Raw genomic sequence first — 13,261 nt, 5'->3', positions numbered from 1 at the left:
TTCCACGGCAAGAGTACGCTACGAAGTCGGCCCTGAATAAAGCGCTTTGTCCGTCGTCGGGTTCAGACGACGGGCGTTGTCTGATCGACAGGAACGAAGAACGCGACAAGAACGAGGGCGCAAAAAAGCCGCAACTTCCTGAGGATCATCCGCAGATTGTGACCGGCGCCGCACAGCACCGCGTGCATTGCATCGCCGATTGTGCCTTTAAGCCAGTTCCGGTCGAGCTTCCCGTCTGTCTTCATGTGGCCGATAGCTGGCTCGATTGCACTGCGCCGTCTGATCATCGCGCGTAATCCGCGTGTGATGCCTCGTCGCAAGCCGGGGTGGTAGATCTTCACGCCGTCCACCGCAACACCCTTGTAGCCACGGTCGACGACGGCGATTTCCGGCGTGACGTCGCTCAGGATCGCCGCCTGTTCCAGCGCCTCAGCGAGCGTGTGTCCGTCGTAGGGATTGCCCGGCATCGAACGCATGCCAACGATCAGGCCTTCCTTGTGCGTCGTCGTGATCGACACCTTCACCCCAAACTCATACGGCGTGCGTGCCTTGCCTTTGGCCAGGCACTCCACCTCTGGCGCATGGAGTGCGTAGAGCTTGTTTTTGTCCTTTGCCTTTTGCAACAGGATGCGCTTCGTGCGCCCAATCAGTTCCTGCAGGGCCGCGCGGCTACCATCGGCGACTGTGCCAAGCTGCCGCTCCACGTCACGCATCACCCGACCCACCCGCGAGCGCAGCGTACGCAACACTTTCTTCATGCGCTTGTACTGCTTCGCATGTGCGTAACGGCCAATCTGACGCGCCAGGTGGGGCGCCTCGCGGTTGTAGTTCTGCCGCAGTTTCAGGCCGTGCCGAGCCGCAGCCTTCACCAGATGTTCGCGACACCGTTCGAGCAAGCGAGAATCGGTGGGATGCGCGATCGCCTTTTGCATGACGGTCGTGTCAACGATCACGCGCTTCACGCTCGCAGCCTTGATTACGCCGGCACGCCTGGCGGCGTCAATCGTCTCGGCCAGCAGTTCTTCGACGCCGGCTTCGCCCAGCCGCTTGCGCCAGCGTGTCAGGCTCGACGGATCGATCGGTGGCTCGGTCTGCAGGTACGTCTCACCCGTGAAGACTTGCCAGTACGGATTTTCAACCCACTGCCAGACAACTTCCTCGTCCGACAGGTCAAATGTGTGCTGCAGATACAGCAGCCCCGCAATCAGACGCGGCGAACTCGCCGGTCGACCTTTGCCGGACGCGAAGCTCTCGCTCATCGATACGCCTAGCCGATCCCAGTGAATCAGGTCGGCCAACCGTACCAACGGATGCTTCAGATTGATCTGTTCGCGCAGCGGATGTCGGAAGAAATCTTGCTCCGGCATAGGCGTCTTCGGACCCATCTGCACCTCGTCGAAAAATGCAGGATTCTCGCGTTAATGTGCCAGGTTCCTGCAAATCTCACAACACCATTTCGGCCTCAAGGGTCCGTCTCAAGAGGCGCTCCGGGTTTATTCAGAGCGAACTACGAAGGCAATCACCAAGGGAAACCTGGAACAGGTGACGATCGTAGGAATCGATCTTGGCAAGCATTCGTTTCACTTGCACGCTCAGGACCGAAAGGGTGAAGAGGTTTTTCGCCGGAAGGTGACGCGCCGGCAGCTCGTTGAGATGTTCGCAAATTTTCCCGCCTGTACGATTGCAATGGAGGCGTGCGCTGGCGCGCATTTCATGGCGCGCACGCTAGGTGGCTTCGGCCATCGAGTCCGTCTGATTGCCCCACACCTCGTTCGACCGTTCGTCAAAAGCAATAAAAACGACTTTGCTGATGCTGAGGCGATCTGCGAAGCGGCATCGCGCCCGTCCATGCGGTTCGTCACACCTCGGACAGAACCACAGCAGATCCTGTCAGCACTGCATCGAGTTAGCAGGTTGCTGAAGTACCGGCGGCTGACGTCATCGCGGAAGTCCCCTGATGCGTTTGGGCGGCGACAATTAGCTTGGCCGGCCAAAATAGTTGTCGCTGACCGGCCACGCTGCTTGACGCTCTCTATGCGTTGATATTAGGACCCTCACTTGCCCACTGGAGATCATGCGCGGCGCCGACACGTTCACCGGGAGTTTGTTTTCCCTGCGGAAGCTGGACGACTTCGTCCCGAAGTCGCATCCGTTGCGATCGATCCGCGTGATGGCGAACGAAGCGCTGGCGAAGATGGATCGACTGTTCGCCGGGATGTACGAAGCGAACATAAAGGACGGGCGGCCGAGCATCGCGCCAGAGAAGCTGCTGCGAGCCATGCTGATCCAGGTTCTCTACAACATCCGCTCGGAGCGGCAACTGATGGAGCAGGTTCAATATAACCGGCTTTTTCGTTGGTTTATCGGCCTGGCAATGGATGACGAGGTGTGGGTGCCCACGGTCTTCACGAAGAATCGCGAGCGATTGATCAAGCACGATGCGATCATCGAATTCTTCAACGAAGTAGTGGCCATAGCTGAGAAGAAGGATCTGCTCTCGGGCGAACACTTCAGCGTCGACGGCACGCTGATCCAGGCGTGGGCGGGACACAAGAGCTTCGTGCGCAAGGACGGTGACGATCAGGACAACGACGGCGGCAGCGCGGACGACTTCAAAGGTAGCAAGCGCAGCAACGAGACGCATCAGTCGAGGACCGATCCCGATGCGCGGCTCTATCGCAAAGGCAAGACGGCCAGCGAATTGCGGTACATGGGCCATACGTTGACCGATAACCGGCACGGCTTGGTGATCAACGCGCGTGTGACCCACGCCGACGGGCATGCCGAGCGTGAAGCGGCCAAGATCATGATCAACGACGTGCGGCAAGCGGTAAAGGATGCGAGCGCAGAAATCACGCTGGGTGCGGACAAGGGTTACGACGCACAGGAATTCATCGAGGCCTGCCACGAAATGAAGGTGACACCGCACGTAGCGCAAAATACCTCGGGGCGGCGTTCGGCGGTGGCCGACACGATTGCCTCGAGCGTGGGCTACGCCATTTCTCAGCAAAAGCGCAAGCTGATCGAACAAGGCTTCGGCTGGGCGAAGACCGTGGGGCGCATGCGCCAGACGATGGTGCGCGGGTTGAAGAAGGTGGATCAGATGTTCGTGTTAAACATGGTCGCCTATAACCTCGTGCGCCTGCGATCCTTGGCACAAGTCCGTCCTATAAGGAGCCTCGCCTTTTAGCAAGTTGGTCTTGGGAAGTAAGGATCACATATCATGTGGTGTTTCCTGCGTTTGAGAAATCTGTGCGTGAAGCGACGGGAGAGACTGCACACCTATAAACGGCCTTGTTGGGCGCAGTCGTCGCGCGCCGGGGCCCGGATAGTAACCGCGCAGCAGGACTCCATCCATAGTGCGGCGACACGAAGTGGCACGTGCGCCTGACGGACTTCCGAGTTCGCCTGCTGCCGGTCTGACCTGTCGCTATCACTGCCTGTTGCGTCCTGAAGGAAGATGAGCAAAGCGAGTACTGCGTGGGGTTGAACGTCGGTCACGCGTCGCTCGCGGGATTGGGACGGGCGGGCGCGTGAGCGGGGTTGAACTTCTCGCCTTTTGCGAGGATGGCCCAGAGGATGCGAGCGTTCTTATTAGCTACAGCGACCAGTGTCCGGTAATAGCCCACCCGGGTCTGCAGCTGAACGATCCAGCGCGAGACCCGGTCGTCACGCCGGTGCGCGGTGAAGACCGCAGAGCGCGCGCCCTGAAACAGCAGCATGCGCAGATAATCGTTTCCCTGTTTGGTAATGCGGCCAAGGCGCTGCTTGCCGCCGCTGCTGTTCTGGCGGGGCACGAGACCAAGCCAGGCCGCCATCTGGCGGCCGTTCTTGAACTGGTTGGCATTGACGATGGTGGCGACGGCGGCCGATGCGGTAAGCGGGCCGACGCCGCACATGTCCATGCAGCGCTTGGCGGCGCCATCGTGACAAGCGTGGGCAGCGATCTGGCGGTCGTACCAGGCGATTTCCTGATCGAGCGTCTGCCACTGTGTCCAGGCGCGCATTAACGCTTCACGCGCCGTGCCGGGAAGCTCGCTGGCGCCGTCCTCGACTTGTGCGACGAAGTGCCTGCGCAACCGGTCGATGCCTTGCGGGATGAAAATGCCGAATTCGGCAAGGAGTGCGCGCAGCCGGTTGACCAGCGCAGTGCGCTCCTCGACGTAGCCAGTGCGCATGCGGTGGAGCGTTAGCACGCCCTGTTGGGCTGGCGACTTCACGGGGACGAAACGCATCTGGGGACGGCTGTCAGCTTCGCAAACGGCTTCAGCGTCGAGCGCGTCGTTCTTCACGTGGGCGCCGCCCTTGCGGTAGGGTGCGGCGAATTGCGGGGGTATCAGCCGGACCTCGTGCCCAAGTTCGCTCAGCCGGCGTGCCCAGTAGTGGGCGGTGCTGCACGCTTCCATGGCAACGCGGCACCGCGGAAGGTTCGCGAACCAGCTAAGGAACTTCTCGCGGGTAATGGTTTTGCGGAGCACAACGTGACCGGCCTGGTCGACCGCATGAATCTGCATAACGTTCTTGGCGAGATCAATGCCGACTCGGGTAATCGCGTTCATGATGTCCTCCGTGACGGACGGTTGCGGGAGTACAGCAATGGTGGCATGGAGCGTCGCCGACCACCGGCTGCGAGGCTCCTTACCAATTCATCGTGAAAGTCAACACGGAAATGAGGCCATGAATTGACCTCAAATCGCTTAACAGGACGTTGAATTCGCACAATGCGAAAATCTTGCGGCGAGAGCCGCGTAATTGGAGCGAGGCCGCTTTAGCTCGGGTGTATTTCAGCAGTCTGCTAACGCCCTCGACGTACTCGAGGACGAGCGTGCCGCTTAGGTACGGCATGGCGAAGCATTCGGTCCAGGCGGTCGCGATATCGGTCATCACGAAGCTGTGCACGACGTCGCCGTCGATCTCGGTGCCACCGCAATGCTCAGCGAAATCAACCTCAAGATAGCCGGACAGAGGATTGCTCCAGTCAGAGAAGGTCCGGATCGGCACGGCGAATTGCGTTGCCTACTCCGCCCGCGCACCGGCGTTGACCCGCTTCGGGCCGACTCGGTGTGAGTTTGCACGCAACAACTTTGGTCCTGGCGAAGGGGGGCGCTATAGTGGGTTCACGTAACGATTGGAAAGCGATCTCTGAGAGCGGTGCTTCCGGCCTTTGAATAAAAATTATAATAAACCGCCCGCGTTCTGGAGGTTTGAATGCGACGACGCGAATCGCCGTCACATCTATGATCATGTGCCGCTTCCCCAAGGAAAAAAGCCATAATTTTACGTTTCCCGGGTCGCCATCAATCATGGTCGCTTTAACCTTTCGCGATTTTCAAAGATCAGGGCTCACGTTATCTTTTCGTGATTTTCAAAGGATGGATGTTCCTGTCACCAGAGATTCTTAACCTTTTAAATTAAAGAAAAGCGTTAAAGAGATTTCTTATTGATATTTGCATGTGTTTATGGACACGACTCGTACCACTATATATAGGTAGGCAGGTACTTTCCGTTTCCAAAACAGCAAGGTGCTTCTTTCTTATCAGCTCTCGTCACCCTACTCACATATCCTCTCACCATGTCCAGCCCACCTGACTTCGATGATCGCCCAGTTTTCGACTGTGCCGATCTTACCCAGGAGAGAAACAAGGATGAGCTCAGGCGCTCAGTCAGAGCTGCGATTGCGCGCTATGACACTTTTCTCGATGACGCGCTTCTCCCGGCGCAACACGAGTATGCCGATATCCTGGATTCGTTTGAGGGCTGGCAATTGCGGTTTGACTCCGATCGTGTCGACGAGCTTATGGCGGAATTTCGCCAATACCCATGCATGAATGACCCTACCGAGGGTATCATGGAGCAGATTTCGCGCAGAGAAGGCTATTATCCGAAATTCCTCTCCGTCGTAGCTGACACCGAGTCATGCTGCACGATGGCGGAGAAAAGCAACCTCAGCTATCTAGGCGAAGATTTTTGCTTTGTAGATGAAAATGGACATCAACGGATGCTGGCATACGACGCCATGCCGTACGAAGAGGATTTCAGCACATATGAAGTGTTATTCAAATATCGGGAATTGGGATGCGGCGTAGACTCTGTGAATAACCTTAGGAAATGCATCATCATTCCAAAAACCGACTTGTTCCGCCACGAAGGGGGCGACTTCTGGAGCCGCCGATATTTCGGAAAATTCGACGTGGTGGCTTCCACTCGTTCGACCTTATAGTCGACCTTGCCCGTTGCGTATGGGCTGCTCGGCGCATGCGACCTTGCATCTGAGTCTGGAGTTGTACTTTTGTTTTGTCCAGTGCTTCGTCGTTTGTCTTGTTTGTTGGCTCTGTGAGCTGAAATAAGGCTGCTGGAAACTGATATTCCTGTTGCCGTGTCTTTTTTAAGTATCCACGTCTTGTGTTGTACGTGCGCGGTTAGCGCACTGTTAATAAACAGACTCATATTATCTATTATTGTTTGCCATTAATTTTCCTGAACTCTGAAAATCTTTCCGTTTTTTCTGTGCGACTCGGTCATCTCGAGTTCGACTGCGTTACGAATTTCTTTGAAATTATCGTGGGAGTTTGCCATACAATTGCATGCCTTTTCATTTCTTTTTAGTTTCGTTCAAATGCCCTTGGTTTTATGTGGAAAACTGTGGCGCGTTCCTAAAGTGCATTACACTAGCTTCTGACTGCTGGCTCTCCTTGAAGGGGGCAGGTCACTTTCGAAGATCGTAAGCGTGAGCTTTAGCATACCGAATGGAAAATCATTCGCAAGTCACGGCCGAGCGTAGCCGCACCGATCAACCGGCGATGTCTGCATCGGGGGATGGAAGGCGCGCAGTCATGCTACCGACCCGCGGCCAGTACGCGTAGAGCGTAATGATTCTGTCACCACCCTTCCCTAGCAACCGCGGGCCAAAGAGCGGTCGTGTTGTAACTTTTATTCCCCTTCGAATCGGAATAAAGCGTCAACTCACGTAAGTCCGTATTAATTTTGTCAACTGGCCTCCTACCCTTAGAGGGTGTTAGGAACTTTGAGCTAGACCTGGTACCCTGGCGGAATGAAAAAACGCAGGCCCTACCCAACGGATGTATCGGATGAAGAGTGGTACTTCGCCGCTCCGTACCTGACCTTGATGAACAAGGACGCACCGCAGCGCCGCTACGAACTGCGCGAGATGTTCAACGCGCTTCGCTGGATTCAGGCGGGCGCAGCTTCGGCTGGCTCAACCGCTTCCGCCGACTGGCAAGAGACTACGAGCGATTGCCCGAAACTCTGGCCGGCTTGCACTTCGTCGTATTCTCCGTGCTTATGCTTGTCCACCTTTGCAACCCTTAGCAGAAGTGCCTAACACCCTCTAAGCCAACGTTACATGTCACGGATCGGCGTAATGACGCCGGGGATGATCGCCGTAATGGCGCCAGTTTGAAGTGGAGTAAAACGCGGATTCGAACGGACTCAAGGATGCGTTTTTTTAGCCGATTTCGCAAGCCGCGTCTGGTCGGGTTCGGGCATTGGTCTGGGCGCCCGGAAACTGTCACCGTCGAGCACGATGCGATAGGCGCCGTGTCGTAGGCGATCGAGTGTCGCGGCGCCGAGGATGCGGTTGCCGGCGAACGCATCGCCCCATTCGCTGAAGTCGAGGTTACTCGTCAGGATCGTCGCGGCGGTCTCGTACCGTTCGGCGATCAGGTCGTGGAAGTCTTCATCCTGCGGCGAGCGCAGCGGCTTGAGCGCGAAGTCGTCGATGATCAGGACCGGTACACCTGCAAGCTGCTTCAGTTTGCGCTCATAGCTACCGGTCGCGCGCGCTGCCTGCAGACTGTTCAATAGCCTGGTCTGCGTGGCGAACACGACATCACGCCCCTGCCGGGCGGCGCAATTGCCGAGTGCCTGGGCTAAGTGCGACTTGCCGGTACCGGTTGGCCCGGCAATGAGAATCGCGACCTTCTCATCGATATAGCGACCGGTAGCGAGGTCGTGGATATGGGTTCGATTCAGGTTCGGCAGCCGGTCGAAGTCGAACGTTTCGAGGGTCTTGCCCATTGCGAAGCCAGCACGGGCCAGGCGGGTGCGCAGCTTCTTCTGGTCACGTCGGGCGACTTCGTCGTGCAGCAGCATGGCGAGGAACTCCGTGTAGGCGAGCTGGCCGTCTATGGCCTGCCGGTTGCGCTGTTCAAGGGAATCGAGCACGCCAGACAGGCGCAACTGCTTGAGGGTCGTGTTCAGTTCAGGACTGGGATTCATGGGCGTTTAGTGGATCAGCAGGGATTGGAGATTGCGACCGAAGCGGCCGCCGTTGACGTAGGTATCGGTGAGCGTTTGCGGGGACTCTGCGATGGGCTCGCTCTCCAGACCTTTATCCAGAATCGTCTTGACGGTTCGCCACCTCGGGCTGGCATGCGCTAGTGCCCGTTCGCATGCAGCATCCAGCCAGGTGTCACCAACCTTGCCGCGAAGCCGGACGATGCCCTGCGCGCCGCGCAGGTTGACGAGCACCTCATCGTTGAAGAGCGCCAGAATCAGCGCGTGGCAGGACGGACCGATTTCTTTGGCCTGCGCCAGACACCATTGCGGATCGTGTTCGAGCCACGCCTGTGCTGCCGGCGGCTGATGATCGCGAACGGTTGAGCGCGCACCGGGTTTGCGCAGCCGGGGATGGGTGGCGACGAGTTCGTGCTGATGGAACAACTGCACAACCGTGTCTGTCGCCTTCACCCACAGCGTCTTGCCGACCAGAGCGAACGGCGCTGAGTAGAGCGCCTTGTGATGCTGGATGTGAGCGTCACGATGAACGGTGACCGTGGACCATGCTGCGAGCACCGGCGGCACATCGGGCAACGCCGTCAACAGCGGCTTCTCGATGGCGAAGCGCACCAGCGGCTGTTCGCGTGTCGTGCCGTGTTCACGAACGCTGGCTTCCTGCATGATCCATTCGCGCAGCTGCCGGTTGGCATCCGGCAGATCACGAAACGCGCGCAGCGGCATGAAGGACTTCTTGACGTATTTGACGCCCGATTCAACGACGCCCTTCTTCTGCGGGTCGTGCGGGGGACAGGCATCGATCCTGAAGCCATATCCTTCAGCGAGGCCCGCGTAGGAGCGCTGAACCTCGGGGTCGTACGTGCATGCCCTGATGATCGCGCACTTCGCGTTGTCGGGATGATCCGCCCGGGGCAGCCGCCGAACCACTCGAAGGCGCGCCGGTGGCAGGCCAGCCACGTCTCGACGGTCTGATCGAACACCAGTTCGACCTACTGATGACGCGACCAGCATAGCGTCATGACGAAGAACCACGTCTTGAGCGTGTGACCTGATTCGTGGATGAGCGCGGGACCGGCGCCGAAATCAACCTGTGCGGCATCGGCTAATGGGAAGCACCTCGTAATAAGAAGGAAGGGCCTGCCGCCCGATATCTACTGGCTGGTAGGCCACACGACCCTCTCATTATGAGCGCGTGCTCTTCACAGCGATTCGAGCCAGGTCAGCAGCTCTGGATTCCGCTTCCAACGCGGCGGCCGACCGGCTTTGTTGATGGGTCGACCTGCTCGAGCGCTTTTCGCTTGGTCTCTAAATTGGCGCGAGCGTAGTGATTGGTCGTATCCAGTCGAACGTGGCCGAGGTAGCTGCGGATCACCGTCACGTCGACACCGGCAGCGACGAGCTGAACTCCGACGCTGTGACGCCACGTGTGCGGCGTGATCCGCTTTGTCGCGAGCGATGGAACCTGCTCCGAAGCTGACTGAACGTACTGCTTGAGCTTGAAGCGAACCCCGGCTGCACTGAGCGGCTGGCCATATCGATTGACGAAGATAGGCTCGTTATCCTTACGCGGCTGTCGCCTGAGCAGCGCCTTGATTATGGCCACCGTTTCCGGCCACAAAGGACAAATACGACGCTTTCGTCCTTTGCCGAATAGCTCTACTTGAGAAGGAGATTCAAAACGGATGGCTCGTGGACACACATCCAGCGCCTCCTGGATTCGTGGTGCCGTGTTGTACAACAACGCCAGCAACGCATGATCTCGCTGCCCTTCCAGGATCGATTGGTCCGGCTCTCGAAGGACCGCCGCAATCTCCTCGGCATCCATGTAACACATGGCGGGCCGGGACGTCTTCTTGACCGGGATGTGTGCGATCTCTGTGCACTGCGCGATCGCCAGTGGCTCGCGATGGGCGACGAAGGCAAAGAAGCTGTGGATGGCGGCGAGTCGACAGTTGCGCGTGCCGATGGACACCTTCCTGTCTTTCTCCAAATAGTCGAGGAACGCGAGCACCTCACTGGCCTGCAGGTCCGCTAGAGACAGCTGCGTGATCTGCCGTCGCCCACGACTGGCGGTAAATTGAAGGAACATCTTCCACGTGTCGCGATAGGAGCATACCGTGTGCTGGGAAAGATTCCTCTGCTTGCCCATCCATTCATGGAAGAATGCGTGCAGCAAAGAGGCGAATGAACTCTGTTTCATGGCAGGCTCTCCCTCGTCTGTGGCGCCGCTGCGCCATTCTTGCGGAAGCGTTCACAGGCGTCCTGCAGCAACCCCGGCGTGATGTTCAGATAAACCAGTGTTGAGCGGATGTCTTTGTGCCCGAGGTATGTTGCGAGATAGGGAAGCTTGGATTGCGGATTGATTCCCGCCTTGTACCAGTCGCGCATCCGATGGCCAACCATCGTGTGTCGCAGATCATGAACTCGCGGCCCAACTGCGCCGCGCGCGGGTTTGATGTCCGCACGTCGCAGGACGTCGGTCAGAATGAGCCGTATGCCACCTACGGTGTACCCGCAATTGCGCTGTGGACTCCAGAACAAAGGGCTCTCAGGATTCGTTGGAGCGCCGGCTTGCTCACGCACAACAAGATAGTGCTTGAGGGAGGTCATGACTCCAGGAGCCAGAGGCAGCCGACGGTTCTTGAAAAACTTCGTCTCCCGGATCTCGAGAGTTTGCTCACGCAGATCGACATCGCCCAGCATCAAACGCGCGACCTCGCCTCCCCGAAGCCCTGCACAGTATGCAAGCACGAGCATTGTGAAGAGGGTGACAGGACGCCACGAAGCCTTCGGTGAGGGATACAACAGCGCTGCGTGCAAAATCCGCTGTATCTCATCGTCCGTATAGAGATAGGGGGACCGCTGCTGTTGCCGGGCAGAACGAGCTACTCCATCGCCAATTGGCAAGACCGGCACCTGCTGGTCGATCCGGTGCATCGCTTTCGACACCATGCGGCCAGCTCTGCGAGCTTCGAACAAGTGGTACGGCGACGGTTCTTCCTGGCTCCAATGCTCGACGAGTTCAGCCAGCGTAAGCCCAGCCAGCTCAGGATGGCACTGCAGGAACCGATCGAAGCGCAATAGTCTCTGCTCTTCAGTCGATAGCGATAACCGAGCACGCGCATGTGTGCAATATGCTGATCCATCACAACTCCAAGGAAACTTCCGAAGCGAGGAAGCCGGCGTTGATTCTGAAGGTCCGCGTCGCTGTCTTGACTGACGAGGGCTCGCACAATCGGTGTAGTGCGCGGTCCATACTGTCGATGCAGTTCTGCAAATGGGTTCGACGCGATCATCCCCTGGTCATGCAGCCACCGGACATATCGCTCGATCAGGAAGGTCCGGTGATAGAGGATGTGCGCCTGCCACTTGAGACTATGTTCCTTCAGCCATTGCTTTAGGATTGAGATGTCCGGTGATGTAATCGCGCCGTGGTCCGTGAGAAAGCTATTGAAGTTGCACAGAATGCCCGCATAGTTCTTGTGCGTGGCCGGATGGCGAAAACCTTGCGCCCGCAAAAATCGCTCGATGAGTGCTGCATCGATGAACGGTAAATGAGTCATGGCAAACTTCCTCCTGGCAGATCCAAACCGATGGATCGCAGGTCCTCGGTCGCGAGCTTCAGATAGGTTACGGTCGCCCCCGCAGACGTGTGACCCAACACGTCGCCGATGATCTTTAGCGGCACACCAGATCGCAGCAAGCTCACGGCGCGAGCGTGGCGAAAGGCGTGAGGGCCCTTCCTTCCTTGCGGAGTGACTCCGGCTGCTCGCAGACGAGCACTCGTAATGCAGTTGAGGCGCGCTGCCCGAGTGAAGCCAGGAATTCCAACGCATGCTTGGTGCGCTTGGCTCGAGTCAGTGGGTGCAGTCCGCGTAGTTCGCGCAACCATGTGTCGTAGTCCATAACGATGTCTCGATGAAACCCTTCGAGCGCGGTGCTTGGTGGGTTCGGGACCGGCCATGCACCGCGCACAAGACGCAGCATCATATTGATGGCACCGGTGTATCGATGTCGCCACTGCTGAAACGGTGGCAGCTTGCTGTACCGTTGCCGCGATAGTCGATATTGCCCCCGTAAGAACCGTGTCAAATGTTCCGAGCGAACGGTTTCGATAGACAGTCCATTGCGGTTGCAGTAATCCAGTAACTGACGCACGCGAGCCGGATACCACTGCTGGATCCGTAGGGAGTATCCCTCGGCCCTCAGGTGTGCCAGCAGTTTCTCGATCAACAACTCATCAGTTGATAGCGGAGCGGACATAGGAACCTCCTCGGACAAGACCAAGCCTGAGGATGCCACGTGCCCGTAATGGTAAGCAGAATCGCGAAAAAATAAGGCCCGTCGGCGGACCCGACAGTTTCCTTCCGATTATGGCTTCCTTGAGATTAGCGGACTAATCGCAAGCTTACGATTAGTCCGCCGGAGGGAAGTCCAGAATCGTCGTCGCGGTGACATTGCGTTCGGCCTCCAGATGCTTGAGGAAGCGGCGCACAGCCGAGTAGCTGCCGGTGTAACCATGATTACGTTTGAGCGCAATGTGAATCGTCGTGCCCTGCACGTCAGCCTCGAACCAGTTGCTGATCTGCTCGCGAAAGGGCTCGAGGGTCGACACGCAGGTGCTGGGCAGGTGCGGCGTGCGGCCGAACTGACCGGCGATCACGGTGTCTTGCGGCAGCGGCCGCGCCGGATCGAGCCAGCCGAGATCCTGCGCCGTGCGCCTTACGGCAGTGAGCTTCTTGCGGCCCATGAGCCCTGCGCGCGCTATGTCGCGGTCGGAATCGCCTTGCCGCATGCGGACAAGGACTTGGCGGTACTCAAACAATTCGAACCTCCGGTTGGCCATGGGCGCTCCGCTCAGAAAAGAGCGAAGCGTACCCAGTTGGGAAAGTTCGAACCGCGTTCTACTGCACGACGCAGGTGGCGCCAATACGCCGATCATCAGGTGGCGCCATTACGGCGATCATCGACTGGCGCCTTTACGCCGATCCTGCGCTGGCGCCTA

General features: G+C 58.0%; 12 protein-coding genes and 3 pseudogenes. 4 read left to right on the top strand and 11 right to left on the bottom strand.

The genetic code is table 11. The features are described 5' to 3' along the window. Positions 1-62: 62 nt before the first annotated feature. The gene (locus tag QEN71_RS44245) at positions 63-1,385 is read right to left on the bottom strand and encodes an IS5 family transposase (protein ID WP_201662510.1); all 1,323 of its coding nucleotides are present in this window, start codon (positions 1,383-1,385) and stop codon (positions 63-65) included. 148 nt (positions 1,386-1,533) lie between these two features. Here QEN71_RS44245 and QEN71_RS44240 point away from each other — a divergent pair. Further along, a pseudogene (locus QEN71_RS44240) lies at positions 1,534-1,935 on the top strand (IS110 family transposase); the annotation flags it as partial. A gap of 139 nt (positions 1,936-2,074) precedes the next feature. After that, the gene (locus tag QEN71_RS44235; protein WP_290468319.1) at positions 2,075-3,190 is read left to right on the top strand and encodes an IS5 family transposase; all 1,116 of its coding nucleotides are present in this window, start codon (positions 2,075-2,077) and stop codon (positions 3,188-3,190) included. 307 nt (positions 3,191-3,497) lie between these two features. On the opposite strand, the gene QEN71_RS44230 is transcribed toward QEN71_RS44235, so the two are convergent. Then, a complete protein-coding gene (locus QEN71_RS44230; protein ID WP_201663007.1) occupies positions 3,498-4,559 on the bottom strand; it encodes an IS110 family RNA-guided transposase in 1,062 nt (353 codons plus the stop codon). A 79-nt stretch (positions 4,560-4,638) separates the two neighbouring features. Continuing rightward, complete coding sequence (locus QEN71_RS44225) at positions 4,639-5,001, bottom strand: hypothetical protein (RefSeq protein ID WP_290468318.1); 363 nt, start codon at positions 4,999-5,001, stop codon at positions 4,639-4,641. 571 nt (positions 5,002-5,572) lie between these two features. Here QEN71_RS44225 and QEN71_RS44220 point away from each other — a divergent pair. Both QEN71_RS44220 and QEN71_RS44945 read left to right on the top strand, forming a co-directional pair. Further along, complete coding sequence (locus tag QEN71_RS44220; RefSeq protein ID WP_201662809.1) at positions 5,573-6,220, top strand: RolB family protein; 648 nt, start codon at positions 5,573-5,575, stop codon at positions 6,218-6,220. An 875-nt stretch (positions 6,221-7,095) separates the two neighbouring features. Further along, positions 7,096-7,329, top strand: a complete 234-nt coding sequence (locus QEN71_RS44945) for a transposase (protein ID WP_377792194.1) — start codon at positions 7,096-7,098, stop codon at positions 7,327-7,329. A 120-nt stretch (positions 7,330-7,449) separates the two neighbouring features. On the opposite strand, the gene istB is transcribed toward QEN71_RS44945, so the two are convergent. The 8 genes and pseudogenes from istB to QEN71_RS44170 form a co-directional block, all read right to left on the bottom strand. Then, positions 7,450-8,238 carry an IS21-like element helper ATPase IstB gene (gene istB / locus QEN71_RS44205; protein WP_201662812.1) on the bottom strand — a complete coding sequence of 263 codons (789 nt, stop codon included), beginning with the start codon at positions 8,236-8,238 and terminating at the stop codon, positions 7,450-7,452. Positions 8,239-8,244: 6 nt separating this feature from the next. Then, positions 8,245-9,368 (bottom strand): annotated as a pseudogene (istA, locus tag QEN71_RS44200) (IS21 family transposase); the annotation flags it as partial. Between the two features lie 107 nt (positions 9,369-9,475). Further along, complete coding sequence (locus QEN71_RS44195) at positions 9,476-10,456, bottom strand: tyrosine-type recombinase/integrase (RefSeq protein WP_322791197.1); 981 nt, start codon at positions 10,454-10,456, stop codon at positions 9,476-9,478. After that, positions 10,453-11,208 carry a tyrosine-type recombinase/integrase gene (locus QEN71_RS44190; RefSeq protein ID WP_201662723.1) on the bottom strand — a complete coding sequence of 252 codons (756 nt, stop codon included), beginning with the start codon at positions 11,206-11,208 and terminating at the stop codon, positions 10,453-10,455. The genes QEN71_RS44195 and QEN71_RS44190 overlap by 4 nt, the downstream gene beginning before the upstream one ends. Further along, positions 11,142-11,819, bottom strand: coding sequence for a hypothetical protein (locus QEN71_RS44185; RefSeq protein ID WP_290468317.1), 678 nt, complete (start codon positions 11,817-11,819; stop codon positions 11,142-11,144). Before QEN71_RS44185 ends, QEN71_RS44190 begins: the two co-directional genes overlap by 67 nt. Next, positions 11,816-12,034: pseudogene (locus QEN71_RS44180) on the bottom strand (tyrosine-type recombinase/integrase); the annotation flags it as partial. The pseudogene QEN71_RS44180 and the gene QEN71_RS44185, both read right to left, overlap by 4 nt. Then, the gene (locus QEN71_RS44175) at positions 11,962-12,519 is read right to left on the bottom strand and encodes a hypothetical protein (RefSeq protein ID WP_233472255.1); all 558 of its coding nucleotides are present in this window, start codon (positions 12,517-12,519) and stop codon (positions 11,962-11,964) included. The gene QEN71_RS44175 and the pseudogene QEN71_RS44180, both read right to left, overlap by 73 nt. A 151-nt stretch (positions 12,520-12,670) precedes the next feature. After that, a complete protein-coding gene (locus QEN71_RS44170) occupies positions 12,671-13,102 on the bottom strand; it encodes a hypothetical protein (protein WP_377791660.1) in 432 nt (143 codons plus the stop codon). Positions 13,103-13,261: the final 159 nt, after the last annotated feature.

Origin of the sequence: Paraburkholderia sabiae (genome assembly GCF_030412785.1) — a bacterium.
GTDB lineage: Bacteria > Pseudomonadota > Gammaproteobacteria > Burkholderiales > Burkholderiaceae > Paraburkholderia > Paraburkholderia sabiae.
This window is presented reverse-complemented; position numbering and strand designations above follow the sequence as displayed.

Bases quoted from the DNA above. Each gene is read 5' to 3' on its own strand.
- QEN71_RS44190 (WP_201662723.1), bottom strand. From the start codon at position 11,208: ATGGTGTCGAAAGCGATGCACCGGATCGACCAGCAGGTGCCGGTCTTG.
- QEN71_RS44230 (WP_201663007.1), bottom strand. From the start codon at position 4,559: ATGAACGCGATTACCCGAGTCGGCATTGATCTCGCCAAGAACGTTATG.
- QEN71_RS44245 (WP_201662510.1), bottom strand. From the start codon at position 1,385: ATGGGTCCGAAGACGCCTATGCCGGAGCAAGATTTCTTCCGACATCCG.
- QEN71_RS44170 (WP_377791660.1), bottom strand. From the start codon at position 13,102: ATGGCCAACCGGAGGTTCGAATTGTTTGAGTACCGCCAAGTCCTTGTC.
- QEN71_RS44175 (WP_233472255.1), bottom strand. From the start codon at position 12,519: ATGTCCGCTCCGCTATCAACTGATGAGTTGTTGATCGAGAAACTGCTG.
- QEN71_RS44195 (WP_322791197.1), bottom strand. From the start codon at position 10,456: ATGAAACAGAGTTCATTCGCCTCTTTGCTGCACGCATTCTTCCATGAA.
- QEN71_RS44185 (WP_290468317.1), bottom strand. From the start codon at position 11,819: ATGACTCATTTACCGTTCATCGATGCAGCACTCATCGAGCGATTTTTG.
- QEN71_RS44220 (WP_201662809.1), top strand. From the start codon at position 5,573: ATGTCCAGCCCACCTGACTTCGATGATCGCCCAGTTTTCGACTGTGCC.
- istB (WP_201662812.1), bottom strand. From the start codon at position 8,238: ATGAATCCCAGTCCTGAACTGAACACGACCCTCAAGCAGTTGCGCCTG.
- QEN71_RS44235 (WP_290468319.1), top strand. From the start codon at position 2,075: ATGCGCGGCGCCGACACGTTCACCGGGAGTTTGTTTTCCCTGCGGAAG.